The 14701-nt window shown below is 59.2% G+C and carries 14 protein-coding genes and 4 pseudogenes; 11 read left to right on the top strand and 7 right to left on the bottom strand.

Going from position 1 to position 14701, the window contains the following annotated elements; all coding sequences use genetic code 11:
- Window positions 1-220 precede the first annotated feature (220 nt).
- Both I8N66_RS30945 and I8N66_RS30940 read right to left on the bottom strand, forming a co-directional pair.
- Window positions 221-1248, bottom strand: a pseudogene (locus tag I8N66_RS30945) (IS110 family transposase).
- A gap of 169 nt (window positions 1249-1417) precedes the next feature.
- The gene (locus I8N66_RS30940) at window positions 1418-2152 is read right to left on the bottom strand and encodes an ABC transporter permease (RefSeq protein ID WP_113535804.1); all 735 of its coding nucleotides are present in this window, start codon (window positions 2150-2152) and stop codon (window positions 1418-1420) included.
- On the opposite strand from I8N66_RS30940, the pseudogene I8N66_RS30935 reads away from it, so the two are divergent.
- Window positions 2046-2684 (top strand): annotated as a pseudogene (locus I8N66_RS30935) (ISKra4 family transposase); the annotation flags it as partial. The gene I8N66_RS30940 and the pseudogene I8N66_RS30935 sit on opposite strands and share 107 nt — an antisense overlap.
- Window positions 2685-2834: 150 nt before the next feature.
- Here I8N66_RS30935 and I8N66_RS30930 read toward each other — a convergent pair.
- On the bottom strand, window positions 2835-3077 hold the full coding sequence (locus I8N66_RS30930) for a helix-turn-helix transcriptional regulator (protein WP_113535802.1): 243 nt from the start codon (window positions 3075-3077) through the stop codon (window positions 2835-2837).
- 94 nt (window positions 3078-3171) lie between these two features.
- Between I8N66_RS30930 and I8N66_RS30925 the strand changes: the two genes are divergently transcribed.
- Window positions 3172-4062, top strand: coding sequence for a LysR family transcriptional regulator (locus I8N66_RS30925; RefSeq protein ID WP_291162314.1), 891 nt, complete (start codon window positions 3172-3174; stop codon window positions 4060-4062).
- A 54-nt stretch (window positions 4063-4116) separates the two neighbouring features.
- On the opposite strand, the gene I8N66_RS30920 is transcribed toward I8N66_RS30925, so the two are convergent.
- The 3 genes and pseudogenes from I8N66_RS30920 to I8N66_RS30910 form a co-directional block, all read right to left on the bottom strand.
- Window positions 4117-4440, bottom strand: a complete 324-nt coding sequence (locus I8N66_RS30920) for a DNA-binding transcriptional regulator (RefSeq protein WP_113535801.1) — start codon at window positions 4438-4440, stop codon at window positions 4117-4119.
- Window positions 4430-4789, bottom strand: coding sequence for a type II toxin-antitoxin system RelE/ParE family toxin (locus I8N66_RS30915; protein WP_113535800.1), 360 nt, complete (start codon window positions 4787-4789; stop codon window positions 4430-4432). The genes I8N66_RS30920 and I8N66_RS30915 overlap by 11 nt, the downstream gene beginning before the upstream one ends.
- Before the next feature lie 57 nt (window positions 4790-4846).
- Window positions 4847-5081, bottom strand: a pseudogene (locus I8N66_RS30910) (hypothetical protein); the annotation flags it as partial.
- A gap of 127 nt (window positions 5082-5208) precedes the next feature.
- Between I8N66_RS30910 and I8N66_RS30905 the strand changes: the two are divergent.
- Window positions 5209-6465 (top strand): arsenic transporter, encoded by a 1257-nt coding sequence (locus I8N66_RS30905; RefSeq protein WP_113535799.1) that lies wholly within the window; start codon window positions 5209-5211, stop codon window positions 6463-6465.
- A gap of 115 nt (window positions 6466-6580) precedes the next feature.
- Here I8N66_RS30905 and I8N66_RS30900 read toward each other — a convergent pair whose 3' ends face one another.
- Window positions 6581-7048, bottom strand: a complete 468-nt coding sequence (locus I8N66_RS30900) for an Lrp/AsnC family transcriptional regulator (RefSeq protein WP_113535798.1) — start codon at window positions 7046-7048, stop codon at window positions 6581-6583.
- Between the two features lie 172 nt (window positions 7049-7220).
- Here I8N66_RS30900 and I8N66_RS30895 point away from each other — a divergent pair, with 172 nt between their 5' ends.
- The 8 genes and pseudogenes from I8N66_RS30895 to I8N66_RS30860 all read left to right on the top strand — a co-directional run.
- Window positions 7221-8285, top strand: a complete 1065-nt coding sequence (locus I8N66_RS30895) for a homoserine dehydrogenase (protein WP_113535797.1) — start codon at window positions 7221-7223, stop codon at window positions 8283-8285.
- Window positions 8282-9691 (top strand): aldehyde dehydrogenase family protein, encoded by a 1410-nt coding sequence (locus I8N66_RS30890; RefSeq protein ID WP_113535796.1) that lies wholly within the window; start codon window positions 8282-8284, stop codon window positions 9689-9691. The genes I8N66_RS30895 and I8N66_RS30890 overlap by 4 nt, the downstream gene beginning before the upstream one ends.
- Window positions 9692-9818: 127 nt before the next feature.
- Complete coding sequence (locus tag I8N66_RS30885; RefSeq protein WP_113535795.1) at window positions 9819-10598, top strand: ABC transporter ATP-binding protein; 780 nt, start codon at window positions 9819-9821, stop codon at window positions 10596-10598.
- A gap of 39 nt (window positions 10599-10637) precedes the next feature.
- Window positions 10638-11408: a transporter substrate-binding domain-containing protein gene (locus I8N66_RS30880; protein ID WP_058328397.1), complete on the top strand. Its 771-nt coding sequence runs from the start codon at window positions 10638-10640 to the stop codon at window positions 11406-11408.
- Between the two features lie 108 nt (window positions 11409-11516).
- Window positions 11517-12239 (top strand): ABC transporter permease subunit, encoded by a 723-nt coding sequence (locus tag I8N66_RS30875; RefSeq protein WP_291162301.1) that lies wholly within the window; start codon window positions 11517-11519, stop codon window positions 12237-12239.
- A gap of 11 nt (window positions 12240-12250) precedes the next feature.
- Window positions 12251-12940 (top strand): ABC transporter permease, encoded by a 690-nt coding sequence (locus I8N66_RS30870; protein WP_291162298.1) that lies wholly within the window; start codon window positions 12251-12253, stop codon window positions 12938-12940.
- 31 nt (window positions 12941-12971) lie between these two features.
- Window positions 12972-13850: pseudogene (gene dapA / locus I8N66_RS30865) on the top strand (4-hydroxy-tetrahydrodipicolinate synthase).
- Between the two features lie 152 nt (window positions 13851-14002).
- Window positions 14003-14701 (top strand): aminotransferase class I/II-fold pyridoxal phosphate-dependent enzyme (locus I8N66_RS30860; RefSeq protein ID WP_291162317.1); only part of this gene is annotated, 699 nt, incomplete at its 3' end.

Raw genomic sequence — 14701 nt, 5'->3', positions numbered from 1 at the left:
AGCCCTTTAATTGCGGATGTTTGTCAAGCGCCTGCAACATCCTTGCCGGGGTCATGGTCCTTTCCGAGGTCGTTGCCTCATGATGTTGTTCGGGCCGGGTGCTTCAACGTGTCCATCGATGTGCCTGTTAGGCCACCAGCCGATTGACCGAAGTCACCACAACCACCGTCCCGGCGGGGACATTGCAGACCCGTTTAGGGCCCGCAAACTCGGGTTTAGCTCAGGCTGCTTTCCGGGCACTCCATTCAAAGGTGGTGCCGTCGACCCAGATGCAGTGAAGGATGACAGCAAGCTTTCGGGCAACGGCGACCTGGGCCTTTTTCATCCCGATGCGCTTTGCAAGCCGCAGCCCCCACGCCTTCAACGTGCACCATTTCTTCGTGCGGTGCAGCAGGACCGACGCGGCCTCGAACAGATAGGTCCTTAACAGTCGATCGCCCCATTTCGATGTCTTGCCGTTCGTGTCGCTCTCCCCAGATTGTTTTCGCCTGGGTGTCAGACCGAGATATGCGCCAACCGTCGCGGCCGACCTGAACCGGCTCGGATCGTCGATGGTATGACGGAATGTCAGCGCTGTGACCACGCCGATGCCTGGCACGGTCATCAGCCGACAGGTTGTTTCGTCGGCGCGTGCAAGAGCGGCGGTCCGCTTGTCGAGCTTGTCCTGTTCGCCGCAAACTTGTTCATGAATGGAAAGGAGCGGTGCGATGACCTCATGGAGAGCGTGTTCGGCATCGACCAATTCCGCCACCTTACGCCGGAACATCGATCCAATGGCGCGTTCGAAGAGCAGTCCATACTCCTTCACCATCGCTCGGATCTGGTTTTCTATCGCCCGTCTTATTTCGACCAGGCGCGAGCGCGTCACGAGCAGAGAGCGCACCTGCTGGCCTCGGCACTCTTTACCTTCACCTCTCTGTACCAGCCGATGCGAACCAACTCCGCCAGGCCGCGGGCATCATTCTCGTCGCTCTTATTCATGCGCACCGATAATGCGGCTTTCGCATGCCGTGCGTCGATGCAGACGACAGGCAGGTCGATACGCTTGAGTTCATGCCATAGCCAGCTCGACATAGCTCCCGTTTCAAAGCCGATGCGTTCCGCAAGCGGCGCTTTCCTTCGGATCAGCTCCGCCAGGGCTCCGGGATTCGACTTGACTCTTCCCTCGAAGATCGGTCTTCCGGTCTCGTCCACGACACAAACGGCAGTTTCCCGCTGCGATACATCCAGGCCAACATAGTGTTTCATACGGCGGTCTCCTTCGAAAAGTGGGGCTCAGATAGTGAGCGTCATTCGAAAGACGAAGGCGAGCAATTACGTCATCGTGTCCAGAATTCACCCGTTGGCATCCAATTGCACGCCGAAACACGCCGGGGGTGCGCAGCACGCACTACCGATTGCATACACACCCTAGCAATTACGCGGCATTTTTGACTTCGAGCGCCTTCGCCTCGGCCTCCGCTTCGCGACCTCTGCGGACTAGCCGGAATGGCGACCGCGGGTCGTAGAGATCGCGCAGCCAGTCACCGATAAGATTGGACGAAATCACGACAAGGAAGATTGCGAGGCCCGGGAAGGTGGAGAGCCACCAGGCGCTTGACACATAGTTTCGACCAGACGCCAACATGCCGCCCCAACTCGCTACCTCCGCGTCGACACCCAGGCCGAGGAAGGACAGTGCAGCGAGCGAAAGGATCGTTGCGCCAAGGTCGAGCGCCGCAAGGACCATTACTGTAGGCATTATGTTTGGCAGCAGATGTTTGAACATGACTCCAAGCGGCGAAACACCCAGGACCTTGGCGGAGAGGGTATATTCTCGGTCCCGCAACTGCAGGATCTCGCTCCGCACCGGCCTAGCAAATGCAGGCCAACCCGACAGCACAAGTGCCAACACGAGTTTGTCCATTCCCTGCCCCAGGACAGCAACCAGAGCTATCGCGAGTAGCAGAAAGGGAAATGCCAGCCACATGTCGACAAGGCGCATGATGACCGCATCGACCTTGCCGCCGACATAGCCTGAGATCAGGCCGATCGTTACCCCGACGATCGCCGGCAAACATGATATCGTTGGCGCGGCGATGCGCGCGCAAGGATGGCTGCCTGGCCGAGACGTCACTGTCTTTAGCGACGGAGAGGTCGGGCTGCAGAGCATCGTCCTCAGTGCAACACGCCAGCCCGTCACGCATATTCTCGACTGGTTTCATCTATCAATGCGGCTGCGGCACATTGAACAGGCCTGGGAGGGCATCAGGCATCTGCAAAAACTGGATTTCTATCTGCAAAGCGTCGCGGTCCATGTGCCCAGGCTTCGGCATCTCCTCTGGAGCGGATATGTGCGAGAGGCAAGCGAAGCTGTAAAGCAGATGCTCGCCCAATTGCATCAGCATCTCGGTTTTTGCGACGCCCCTGGCAAAATCAGGCGCCTATACGAGCTGATCAACAATCTTGGCACCTACCTGGAGCGGAACGCAGCTTCGATCGTCAACTACTGTCGGCGATACTGGTCCGGTCAGCCGATATCCAGTTCGCCGGCTGAAAGTGCCGCCAACAGCCTCGTCAATGCCCGTATGAACAAGAAGCGGCAAATGCGTTGGACACCGATCGGCGCTCATCGGGTTCTTCAAGTCCGAGCCGCCGTCGCGGACGGCCGTCTCAAACAGGCAAAGCTCGACCTCGCAGCCTAACCCCCAGCTTTTTCCCGCTCCCCGCCGCCACCGGCCGTCAGCTGCGCAGAAGTCCGGGTGGTGGGATCATCGTCAAATCAGCCGTTGCTGTCTTTGGTTGATAAGGGTCATGTATCGAGTGGAATGCCAATCAGGGGGCGATGACTGCGGTCATCCCTTGATGCGCTTGAGCTCAACCAGTGCGTCGAGAGGGTCGAAGTCTAAGAGGTCGGCGAACTCCAGGAACTCGACGACGTCCACGCGACGTTGGCCACTTTCAAGGCGCGCCACAAAGGACTGATACTCCCCCAACTTTGCCGCAAGTTCTGTTTGCGTGAGTCCTGCGGCCTCACGCTTTGCGATAAGTAGCGCGATCAGCGCTCTATGCCGTGCCGTACCGAGAGTCTTGGCCACGATTTTCCCACCTGCCTTGAGATGGGGGCTTCATTTATATCTGATTTTCAGTTATCTTAAATTCAGATAATTTCCGCGACTCCGGGATTGCTCAATGGAACTGCGCCAACTCTCGTTCTTTGTTGCGGTGGCCGAGGAGCTGCACTTCAATCGGGCAGCGGCACGGATGTGCATCGCCCAACCGGCATTGAGCGCGCATATCAAGGCGCTGGAGAAGGAGCTGGGTGTCCGATTGCTCGAGCGGTCGACGCGCAAGGTCGAGCTGACGCGGGCAGGGGAGGCTTTCTACGATCGGGCTGTGCGCATCATTGGTGATGTCGGGCTCTCGATGGATGTGGCGCGCTCGGTGGCAGGCAAGGCGGCTCGGACGATCAAGATTGGAACCGTCTATCCGGCGACGATTGGGGTGCTGCCGGCGTTTCTCGCCCGCATTGGCCGGAAATTTCCCGATGTGGCGCTGCATGTGACGAGCGGCTCGACCAGCGACATCATCCGCGGACTGGAGAACGGCCAGATCAATCTTGGCTTTATCCGCCCGGTCGAAAACATCGGGTCCTTGCGCTTCTTCTCGGTCGCGCATGAGCGCTATCTGCTGGCGGTCGAAAAGACGAGCCCGCTGGCCCTTCGAAGCGAGATCGACATCGAGGACCTGAGGGCAGAGAAGATTATCGCCTTCTCCCGACAGAACCTTTCCTACTCGGAGCGCTACTTCTCGGAGATGTTCGAGACCCATGGTCTGACCGGGAACGTCGCCTATAGCTGCGACGACATCTTTTCGCTGGTGTCGCTAGTTTCCGCCGGCCTCGGTATCGGTTTTGCGCCGGAATGGACGAAGGACTTGCCGAACCGAGGTTTCGAGCTTCGGCCCGTGCGCGGCGTCGATCTCAAGATCGGGCTTGGGGTTGCCTGGAATAAAGAGGATCCGACGGCATCGCGCGACGACATCATCGACATAGCCCGGTCGCTGGCGCGGCCAGGAAGGTGAGGGGAGGAGAGTGCTCAATTGCGACCGACTGACGCCCTCCGAGGCAACGTGCTTCTAGGACAGCATCTCTAGACCATGTTTCCGGACGATCGAGAGCAGCTTCAATGCGGGGCCGCTCGGCCGCTTGGCGCCGGTTTCCCACTTTTGCACGGTGGACTCGCTGGTGTTCAGGTAACGCGCGAAGACTGGCTGGCTGACGTGATTATTCTCGCGCAGCGCCTTGATCTCACCCGGCGTCAACTCCTGCGGGATGGACAGGCAAGTCTCATCGAAGGTTCTCATGGTTTCCTTGTCGATGGTGCCTGCTGCATACATATCTCCGACGGCGCTATGGATCGCCTCAAAGGCATCGCTCTTGAACTTGCGCTTAGTCGTCATTGCAAATCTCCAGTAGGGCGCCGGTCCCGATTTCGGCATCAAGCTCGGCCTGCGTCTTGCGCCGATAGAGTTCGGCGAGCTTCCGGAAAGCCATGAGCTCGTCGTCATCGATGTTTGCGCGGTCCTTCTTCGCGAACAGATAGGCGAACACCCAGTACTCACCGGCTTTTGCCAGAACGATCGAACGATGCATGTTATCGTTGAGCCGCTTTTTGAACACGCCGCCACCGAGATCATCAGCCTGTCCGCGTGCGACTTGCTCAATCGCCTTGCAAAGGGCCTTATCGGAGATCCGCGCCTTCTTCGCTGCCTTGGAAAACCACGCCGTTTTGAAAGTCCGTTCTGACATCGCTTCATATAGCACTAGGTGCTACACCTATCAAGTTGTCGGGAAAAAATGCGGAGACTACGCTGCTTCCCATACCTGATTCAAAATCCTGGCAGCAAGCGCCGCCTTGTCCTGCGGCAGGAAACGGCCGTAATGGTTGGCAACCATCTCCGGCGTGTCCTGGATGGCGTAGCTTGCCTGCTCGTAGGATCCGGTTTGTTTGAGGATATGGGGTGGCTAAAACTCTCGGTGGCGCCGCGACCGGTGTACGGACTATCGATGCGTGGCGTTGGATCGCAGTCCGCCAAGCCTCAACGGCGTTGCCGCGTGTGATGTCGCAGCCTTCATTGTTGAACCGAAGATCATTGCTTCGCCGCACAATAACGATATGGATGCCGCGATATGTCGGTATCAGGGCCGAAATTGGATTTGGAAATACGATGAATGCACTTGCCATGACCTGGGGTGTAGCCGGACTGACCGCGCTCGGCGTCATCACCAGGCCCTTCGCCTGGCCGGAAGCGATATGGGCTGTCGGTGGCGCCCTGCTGCTCGTAGGGCTTGGTCTGATTGGCCCGGCCGAGGCGTGGATCGGTGTCGCAAAGGGTTTCGACGTTTATCTTTTCCTGATCGGCATGATGCTACTTTCCGAACTCGCACGTCAGGAAGGGCTGTTCGATTGGCTTGCTTCGATCACGACCACACGTGCCAAGGGCTCGTCTAGGAGGCTGTTCGTTCTGATTTTCGCCGTCGGCGTTATAGTCACTGCGTTACTGTCGAACGACGCAACGGCGGTGGTTTTGACGCCAGCCGTATATGCGGCCTGCAAGGCAGCCAAGGTGCGCGATCCCATGCCACATCTGCTCATCTGTGCCTTCATCGCCAATGCAGCGAGCTTCGTTTTTCCGATCTCAAATCCGGCCAATCTGGTGATTTTCGGGGGCGGCAATATGCCGCCGCTTTCGCGCTGGCTCGCAATCTTTGGTCTGCCTGCGATTGCGTCCATTTTTGTGACGTTTCTGGCATTGTACTGGACCCAGCGCTCGGTCATCAGAGCCGATAGCGTTGCCTTCGATATACAGGCTGTGCCGTTGTCAGCGAGCGGGAAGCTGGCTGGCTTTGCCTTGTGTGGCACGGCCGCCATCCTGCTTGCCGCCTCGGTACTGCATTTCGATCTCGGTTTGCCAACGTTTCTTGCCGGGTGCGTGGCAACGGCCGCGGTCTTGCTCATCACCCGGCAAAGTCCTGTGGGGACGATAAAGGGGGTTTCGTGGAGCGTTTTGCCGCTGGTCGCCGGATTGTTTATCGTCGTCGAGGCATTGAACCAGTCGGGACTGATCAACAATCTTTCGCAATACCTTTCCCAGAATGCTTCGACATCTCCGACCTGGTCTGTCGCTGGCGCTGGCGTGCTGGTAGCTCTGCTTTCCAATCTCGTAAACAACCTGCCGGCCGGGCTGGTCGCTGGAAGTGCCGTTCAACTGGCTGATGTCTCCGACAAGGTCGCTGGCGGGGTGCTGATCGGCGTCGATCTCGGCCCAAACCTTTGCGTCACCGGCTCGCTGGCCACGATACTCTGGCTTACAGCACTTCGCCGCGAGGGGCTGGAGATCGGAGCATGGGCCTTCATGAGGATCGGCTTCGTCGTCATGGTGCCGTCGCTCGTCGCATCATTGACCGTCCTTGCGTTGCAATAGCGGGATCAAATCCTGATGCCCGGGTACGAAAGCATCCGTAAACGGGCGGATCTTCGACACGTTCACAATCGTATACGTCCGCGGCCTGCGTCCTGTGGACGCGGGAGCGCTTGGACTAGCCTTCAACCGGTACGAACATTCCGAGCTTGATATCCTTTAGAACGACATTGGTGTGAATACGTTTGATCTGCGGGTTTTCTGACATCAAATTGGCCGTGATCTCGTCGTACTGACCCACGTCCCGGGCAGTAATGATGGCGATTAAGTCCACTGCACCGGTCACGTAGTAGACCTGCTGAATGTGCGCCTGCTTGGCAAGCCAGACGCGAAACTTCGACAGGGCGTCGTAGTTCTCCCGCTCAATCTCCATTCCGGCGATAAACGTCATCGGATTTCCAGCGACCTTGCGGTCGATGAGGGCAATCTCGGCGGTAATGATGTTTAAGTCCCGCATCCGTTTCAGGCGCCGTTGCACGGCTGATGCGGACAGCCCTACTAAGTCGCCGATGGCCTCCGCCTTCATCTGGCAGTCAACCTGAACGATGCTCAAAATCCTGCGATCGAAATCGTCAATCGGTTCCATTCTCTCATCCTAGGCATTTTCGTGGCCGCCTCTGCACTACCACGCTTCTGCCACATTTGCGCAGTTGTCACGCTCCCTTGTCAAAGCGGCCAGATCTTTGGCCATTTCGGCACCTTCCTGCTGGGATTGGCGGCCGGCATGCTCTTCTCATCGCCCAGGATGAGGAACCGACATGGTACAGTACAACATAGCTCTTATCGGATTCGGTGGAGTGAACCGCGCCCTCGCGCAGCTCGTGGCCGAGCGAAACCACCTCTGGCAGTCGGAACTCGGCTTCCGGCTCAACATTGTCGCAGTGACCGATCTCAACCTTGGCTCCGTCGTGTCGCGAAACGGCATTGACGCACGAATGCTTGTCGAGACCAATTTCGAGAAGGGCGGTTTCGCCAGGCTTTCCGGTGGATCCGCGGAAGCTGACAACGAAAGGGTCATCCGCCAGGCGCCTGCAGACATCGTTGTTGAAGCCACATTCACGAACCCCCATGACGGAGAGCCGGCCGTTTCCCATTGCCGCTGGGCGCTCGAGAGCAGCAAGCATATTGTAACCACCAATAAGGGTCCGGTGGCGCTTGCAGCCGCCGACCTCAAGGCGCTGGCTGGTCGTAACCGGATCCATTTCGAGTATGAGGGGGCCGTCATGAGCGGAACACCCGTCATACGCCTGGCGAAGAACGCACTTGCCGGGGCTGGTCTCGGTGGATTTGAAGGCATCCTCAACGGCACCTCGAACTTCGTCCTCGGTCGCATGGAGGCTGGGCTCGGTTTTACCGAGGCGGTTCAAGAGGCGCAGGCGCTTGGTTACGCCGAGGCCGATCCGACCGCTGATGTTGAAGGCTACGACGTTCGTCTCAAGGTAGTCATTCTGGCAAATGAACTGCTGGGCGCAGTGCTCAAACCGGCTGATGTCTCTTGTGAAGGAATTTCCGCGCTCACCACCGTGGACATCGAGGCAGCCGCCAAAGAGGGATACCGGTGGAAGCTGATCGGTTCAGCAGCGCGTCTCGAGAATGGTAGCGTCGAGGCATCGGTCGCGCCGCGCCGTCTGCCGTTCGCGCACCCGCTCGCGGGAGTGAGTGGCGCTATAAACGCGGTCTCCTTCACCACTGAGATGCTCGGTTCAGTAACGGTAACGGGTCCGGGAGCTGGCCGGATTGAGACCGCTTATGCTCTTCTCTCTGATATCATTGCTATCCACCGCTCAGCCTCGGCCGGTTCGATCAAGGAGGCCGCGGAATGACAAACGTCAAGCTTCAGGTTGCCCCGACTGCGGAATCGATCGACGTTTTCAATCCTTATGACGGCACGGTAGTCGGAAGCGTCAGAGCCAGCACGTCTGATGACGTTGTCGCCCTACTTGAACGTGCCAAGCGGGGGGCGGTGGTGTCGCGAACGCTGCCCAGGCATCGCCGGGCCGCCGTTCTTGAAGGAGCAGCGCGGCTCGTCTCGGAGCGTCTGGAGGATTTCGCTCGCACGATTGTCTGCGAGGCGGGCAAAACGATCACGCAGGCCCGCAAGGAAGCATCGCGTTGCGTGAACACGTTGAAGCTCTCTGCGGAGGAATCCAAGCGCAACGCCGGCGAGATCATTCCGTTCGACGCCTACGCGGGCTCCGAGGCGCGCCAAGGCTGGTTCACACGCGAACCGCTCGGAATCATTGCTGCCGTCACCCCCTACAATGATCCGTTGAACCTGGTTGCGCACAAGCTTGGCCCGGCAATCGCGGGCGGCAATTCGGTCCTTTTGAAGCCGTCGGAGCTCGCCCCGCTTTCCGCTCTCAAGCTGGTTGGGACGTTGATCGAAGCGGGGCTGCCAGAGGAAATCGTCACTGTCGCTGTCGGCGGCGCGGATCTCGGGCGCGCCATTGTCTCAGCCCGCGATGTCCGCATGGTGTCGTTCACCGGTGGCTTTGCGACCGGCGAGGCGATCACGCGTACGGCCGGTCTGAAAAAGCTCGCAATGGACCTTGGCGGCAATGCTCCGGTAATCGTCATGGCGGACAGCGACATTCAAAAGGCGGTGGATGGCTGCATTTCGGGCGCATACTGGGCCGCCGGCCAGAACTGCATCGGCACGCAACGCATTCTCGTTCAAGCCGCCTGCTATGAAGAGTTCCGAGGGGCATTTGTCGCCGGCACCAGCGGCCTTCGTGCTGGAGACCCGCGCCTTGAAAGTACCGATGTCGGCCCCATGATTTCCGCCGCCGCGGCCGAACGGACCGAAAAGGCCGTGGAAAGAGCTCTATCTGCTGGCGCAAAGCTACTCTGCGGCCATCGCCGCGAAGGGGCCATCTATCACCCAACCGTGCTTGAAGGCGTCCCGCGCGACAATTGTCTCTGGAAGGAGGAGGTTTTCGCACCAGTTGCGATCCTCGAGCACTTTGAGACGCTTGCGGACGCGATCCGACTGGCGAACGAACCGGACTACAGCCTGCACGCCGGCGTCTTCACCAACAATCTTGCCGTGGCCCTTGAGGCCGCAGCCGGTATCGAGGCCGGTGGAGTCATGATCAACGATTCCTCCGACTACCGGTTTGACGCCATGCCGTTCGGAGGCTTCAAGCACGGCAGTATGGGCCGCGAAGGCGTGCGCTTTGCCTATGAGGACATGACCCAACCCAAGGTGATCTGCATTAACGGACAGTGACGCGGAAAAGCGGCGGCGGCCAGCGGCATGCCGCGGAAAAAATCCTCAAAAAGATACGATTGTGCGGCAACGCCGCGCAAGCGATTGCTAAATTGCGCCCTAACAAGCCACGAAAAGTGGGGAACCAATGACAGCCAGCATTTCAGGCGCACTGCGCGTCGACGACGTACACAAGAGTTACGGAACCCACGAGGTGCTGAAAGGCGTTTCACTTGCCGCGGGCAAGGGGGATGTCGTCTCGCTGATCGGGTCGTCAGGATCCGGCAAGAGCACCTTCCTTCGCTGCATCAACTTTCTGGAGGTCCCGGACCGCGGCCGTTTCGTCATCAACGGTGAGGAAGTTCTGATGAAGACTGGATCGGCCGGTCGCGTACATCCTGCCAACTGGCGGCAAGTGGAGCGCATCCGGACCGGTCTCGGCATGGTTTTCCAGAGCTTCAATCTTTGGGCACACATGACTGTCCTTGAGAATGTCATCGAAGCGCCAGTCCACGTGCTCGGGATGAGCCGCAGGCAGGCGACCGAGAAAGCTGAAGCGCTGCTGCATAGAGTTGGGCTCTACGAAAAACGCCACGTCTACCCCGCCTTCATGTCAGGTGGGCAGCAGCAGCGCGCATCAATAGCGCGGGCACTGTGCGTGGATCCGTCGGTGATGCTGTTTGACGAACCGACGTCAGCTCTTGATCCCGAACTCGTTGGTGAAGTCCTCAAGGTCATCCGAGATCTCGCGGAAGAAGGCCGTACGATGCTGCTCGTAACGCATGAGATGAAGTTCGCGCGCGACGTCTCAAGCCACGTGATGTTCCTGCATCAAGGCCGCGTCGAGGAAGAGGGAAAACCGGAGCAAATCTTTGGCGCTCCGATCAGCGCCCGGTGTCGCGAATTCACGAGCTCGTCACGCCATTGAGCGTGGCCGTGCACCAACCAATAACGAAAGGGAACTGACATGAAGACCGCAATTTACCTTATTGCCGGAGCAGCTCTTCTCGCCTCGGGTGCCGGCGCGAGTGCGGAAGTGCGCTTCGGCATCATGAACGAAGCCTATCCGCCGTTCTTTACCAAGGACGCGTCGGGCAAATGGATCGGCTGGGAAATCGATCTGATGGATGCGATCTGTGCCGAAATGAAGGAAAGCTGCTCGGTCGTTGACATGTCTTGGGATGGGCTTATTCCCGGTCTTCAGTCAAAGAAATTCGACGTCATCTGGTCTTCCATGTCGATCACGGATGAACGCAAGAAAACAATCGCCTTCACGAACAAGTACTACAACACACCAAGCAAACTGATCGGTGCACAAGACGGCATAAGCGGTACCACCGCCAATGACGTCGCCGGCAAAACGATTGCCATCCAGGTATCCACGGTCCAGACCGAATACTACAAGAAGCACTTTGCGAGCGTGGCCGACGAGAAGACATATGCCACGCTGGATGAGGCTTTCCAGGACCTCTCAGTCGGCCGCGTCGACTACGTGTTCGGCGACTCCATTCCGCTGATGACATTCCTTGGATCGGATTTTGGCAAGGATTGTTGCGAGGACAAGGGTAATGTCCAGGATGACCCTGATGTTCTGGGGCAAGGAATCGGCGGCGGATTGCGCAAAGAAGATGTCGAGCTGCTCGCCAGGTTAAACGCCGCTATCGCAGCCATTCGAGCTAACGGAAAATACGCCGAGATTTCCAAGAAGTATTTCAACTTCGATCCCTACGGCGAATAGCCGACGTAGCGGGCGTCAAGGCGACCCGCTGTTCCGCCGATTGCACCCTCTCAACGACAAAGCGTTCGAGCCCAATGATCCTGCTCGGACGCCGCGGAGCTGTTGTTCATGCAGACAAGCTTATCCATTTTCGAACTGCTTTCGCCCAGCCCACCGGGATGGGGCGGGGTGCTGCTTTCGGGCGCGGCCTCGACTGTTATGATTTCGCTCGGAGCGTATGTGGTCGGCATATTGATCGGGCTCGCGGCTGCGGCTGGCAAACTCAAGGGGAGCCGTGCTGTCGCCACCTTGCTTGATCTTTATACGACGGCCGTGCGCGCCATCCCGGAACTGATCCTGATCATTGGCCTCTATTATGCCGGGACGGATGGCATCAACAGGCTGCTTTCCGCACTCGGCTTCCCGCCAATCGAAATCAACGGCTTCCTCGCCGCTGTTCTTGTGCTCGGGGTCGTGCAGGGCGCCTACATGACCGAGGTGCTGCGCGGTGCAATCCTTGCCATTCCCGCGGGCCAGATCGAAGCCGCGAGCGCCTTCGGCATGCGACCCTGGCTGCGCTTCCGTCGGATCGTTCTGCCGGCGTTAATGCCCAATGCAATCCCCGGCATGGCCAATCTCTGGATGTCGGTCACCAAGGACAGTGCGTTGATCGCCGTTGTCGGCTATCAGGAACTGGCGCTTGCAACACGTCTCGCCGCTGGAAACACCAAACATTATTTCCTGTTCTTCCTTGCCGCTGCCGCAATCTATCTGGCGATCACGGTCGCCTCCAATGTCGTGATCGCTAGCCTGGAGACCCATTTCCGGCGCGGGCAGGCAAGACCAGCCTGAGGAGACGCACAATGGATTTTTCTTGGGTCTCCAATTATTGGCCGCTCATTGCCGCAGGCGCGTTACAGACGATACTTCTGCTCTTCATTTCGGTCAGTCTCGGCTTCGTTCTGGCGATCGGCCTTGCGCTCGCGCAAGTGAGCGGTCCCCATTGGCTGCGATGGTGCGCAAAAGCCTACTGCACGTGCTTGCGTGGTACGCCCCTGCTCATCCAATTGTGGCTGCTCTACTACGGCGTCGGGTCTTTGCTGCCTATGATCCCCGGCCTGCGCTCAAGCTACCTTTGGCCGATTGTGCGCGAGGGTTTCTTCTTCGCGGCGGTGAGCTTCACGCTGAATTACGCGGCCTACGAGGCGGAGGTGCTGCGCGGCGCGTTGCTCGCCGTTCCGAAGGGAGAACTGGAAGCCGGACGCGCCTTCGGCATGACGCGATGGACCCTTTTGCGGCGAATATGGCTGCCGCGGGCGATCCGCATCGCCCTGCCGACGATCGCCGGCGAGGTGGTGCTCCAGCTGAAGGCGACACCGCTCGCCTTCACCGTCACCGTGATGGATCTCTATGCCGTCGCCTACAAGATCAGGCAGGACACGCTGCTCGTCTACGAGCCTCTGGTCGTCGTCACCGTCTTCTATGTCTGCCTCACCCTCATCATCACGCGCGCCTTCCGCATCGTCGAGATGCAGGTGCCGATACGGCGCTGACGCCGCCGGTAGAAGTTAAACGGAGATCGCGATGTTTAAAGGATCGATCACGGCGCTTGTCACGCCGTTTCAAGACGGGAAGGTTGATGAAGAGGCCTTCCGATCGCTCGTCGATTGGCAGATTGCCGAAGGCACCCACGGTCTCGTCCCGTGCGGAACGACCGGAGAGAGCCCGACCCTTTCACACGCCGAGCACAAGCGCGTGGTTGAACTGACTGTGGAGATCGCAAGGGGACGGATCCCGGTGATCGCGGGCGCGGGATCCAACAGCACTGACGAGGCGATCGAATTTTCACGGCACGCGCAGGCAGCGGGCGCCGATGCTTTGCTTATCGTCGCGCCCTATTACAACAAACCGACGCAAGAGGGGCTCTACCAGCATTTCCGCGCCATTGACGCGGCGGTGTCCATTCCGATCATTGCATACAACATACCGCCGCGCAGCGTCATCGACGTCTCCGTGGACACGCTTGCCCGTCTGGCACGGGATTGCCGAAACATAATCGGCGTCAAGGATGCCACCGCCAATCTCCTGCGTCCTTCGTTGGAACGCATGGCCTGCGGTCGAGAATTCAATCTGCTATCGGGCGAGGACGGCACAGCCATTGGCTACATGGCGCATGGTGGACACGGCTGCATATCCGTGACCGCAAATGTCGCGCCGCGACTTTGTGCGGAGTTCCAATCCGCGTGCCTTGCGGGTGATTTCCGTCGCGCGCTCGAGTTTCACGACCGCCTGATGCCACTGCACCGCGCGCTTTTCCTGGAAACAAACCCGGCGGGTCCGAAATATGCCCTCTGGCGCCAGGGGCGCATGCACCGGTAGGTACGCATGCCGCTCGTGACGGTGACCCCCGCTGTGGAGGCGGAAATCGATCATGCCCTGCGGCATGCCGGTCTTTTGGTCTGATCCGCCGATCTCGCGACTAGACCGTTTTACGCAGCACCGGGATGCGCGGCGAAAACGACGCCACCTTCCCTAGTCAGGGACTGAGTGCCCAGGAGGATACTGAGATGGTAACAAGACACCCAGCCTTTTTGGAGCACGAGCCGCACGCGAATATGCGCATGCCCGGCGCAGCAACGGGTCTCAGTCCCGAAACCCTCGCACTGACCGGCGGGCTCGTCATCGATCCCTCGACGAAGGCCATCGCCCCCAACGTTTCCATGTCCGTCAACAATGTGTTGACACCCGGTGACGGAGCTTTTTCCGCGGATGGGGTCGACGATCTGACCGCGCTGCCGTTCCTCTACGCGCGCTGGACCAATCCGACGGTGCGGCAGCTGGAGCAGCGGCTTGCCACACTCGAAGCCGCCGATGACGCGGTTGCCACGGCAACGGGCGTTGCGGCAATTGGCGCAACGTTCCTTACCTTCTTGAAGAAGGGCGACCACCTGATTGTGAGCGACGTTTGCTACGCCGGCGCCAACGAACTTGCCCGGCGCATATTGCCGGACTACGGCATTGAGGTGACGCCGGTGAACATGTCGCGCGCCGAGGAGGTTGCCGCCGCATTCCAGCCCAATACCAGGCTCGTCCACTGCGAAAGTCCGTGCAATCCGATCCTGCGGCTGACCGATCTTGCCGCCATCGCCGGCCTTGCGCAAAGGCACGGTGCTCTGATGTCGGTCGATTCAACGCTGGCCACTCCTGTGGCCACGCAGCCGCTGACACTCGGAGCCGATCTCGTCATCCATTCCCTGACGAAGTTTATCAACGGGCACGGCGATGCATTGGGCGGGGTCGTTTGCGGACGCAAG

The sequence above is a fragment of the Ensifer sp. SSB1 genome (assembly GCF_016652895.1).
Lineage (GTDB): Bacteria > Pseudomonadota > Alphaproteobacteria > Rhizobiales > Rhizobiaceae > Ensifer.
The sequence above is the reverse complement of the archived record's forward strand: the minus strand, read 5'-3'. Positions and strand labels throughout refer to the sequence as shown.

Coding starts and splice junctions, on each gene's coding strand:
- I8N66_RS30875 (WP_291162301.1), top strand. CDS start 11,517: ATGCAGACAAGCTTATCCATTTTCGAACTGCTTTCGCCCAGCCCACCG.
- I8N66_RS30890 (WP_113535796.1), top strand. CDS start 8,282: ATGACAAACGTCAAGCTTCAGGTTGCCCCGACTGCGGAATCGATCGAC.
- I8N66_RS30895 (WP_113535797.1), top strand. CDS start 7,221: ATGGTACAGTACAACATAGCTCTTATCGGATTCGGTGGAGTGAACCGC.
- I8N66_RS30905 (WP_113535799.1), top strand. CDS start 5,209: ATGAATGCACTTGCCATGACCTGGGGTGTAGCCGGACTGACCGCGCTC.
- I8N66_RS30885 (WP_113535795.1), top strand. CDS start 9,819: ATGACAGCCAGCATTTCAGGCGCACTGCGCGTCGACGACGTACACAAG.
- I8N66_RS30870 (WP_291162298.1), top strand. CDS start 12,251: ATGGATTTTTCTTGGGTCTCCAATTATTGGCCGCTCATTGCCGCAGGC.
- I8N66_RS30920 (WP_113535801.1), bottom strand. CDS start 4,440: ATGACGACTAAGCGCAAGTTCAAGAGCGATGCCTTTGAGGCGATCCAT.
- I8N66_RS30925 (WP_291162314.1), top strand. CDS start 3,172: ATGGAACTGCGCCAACTCTCGTTCTTTGTTGCGGTGGCCGAGGAGCTG.
- I8N66_RS30900 (WP_113535798.1), bottom strand. CDS start 7,048: ATGGAACCGATTGACGATTTCGATCGCAGGATTTTGAGCATCGTTCAG.
- I8N66_RS30880 (WP_058328397.1), top strand. CDS start 10,638: ATGAAGACCGCAATTTACCTTATTGCCGGAGCAGCTCTTCTCGCCTCG.
- I8N66_RS30915 (WP_113535800.1), bottom strand. CDS start 4,789: ATGTCAGAACGGACTTTCAAAACGGCGTGGTTTTCCAAGGCAGCGAAG.
- I8N66_RS30940 (WP_113535804.1), bottom strand. CDS start 2,152: ATGCTCTGCAGCCCGACCTCTCCGTCGCTAAAGACAGTGACGTCTCGG.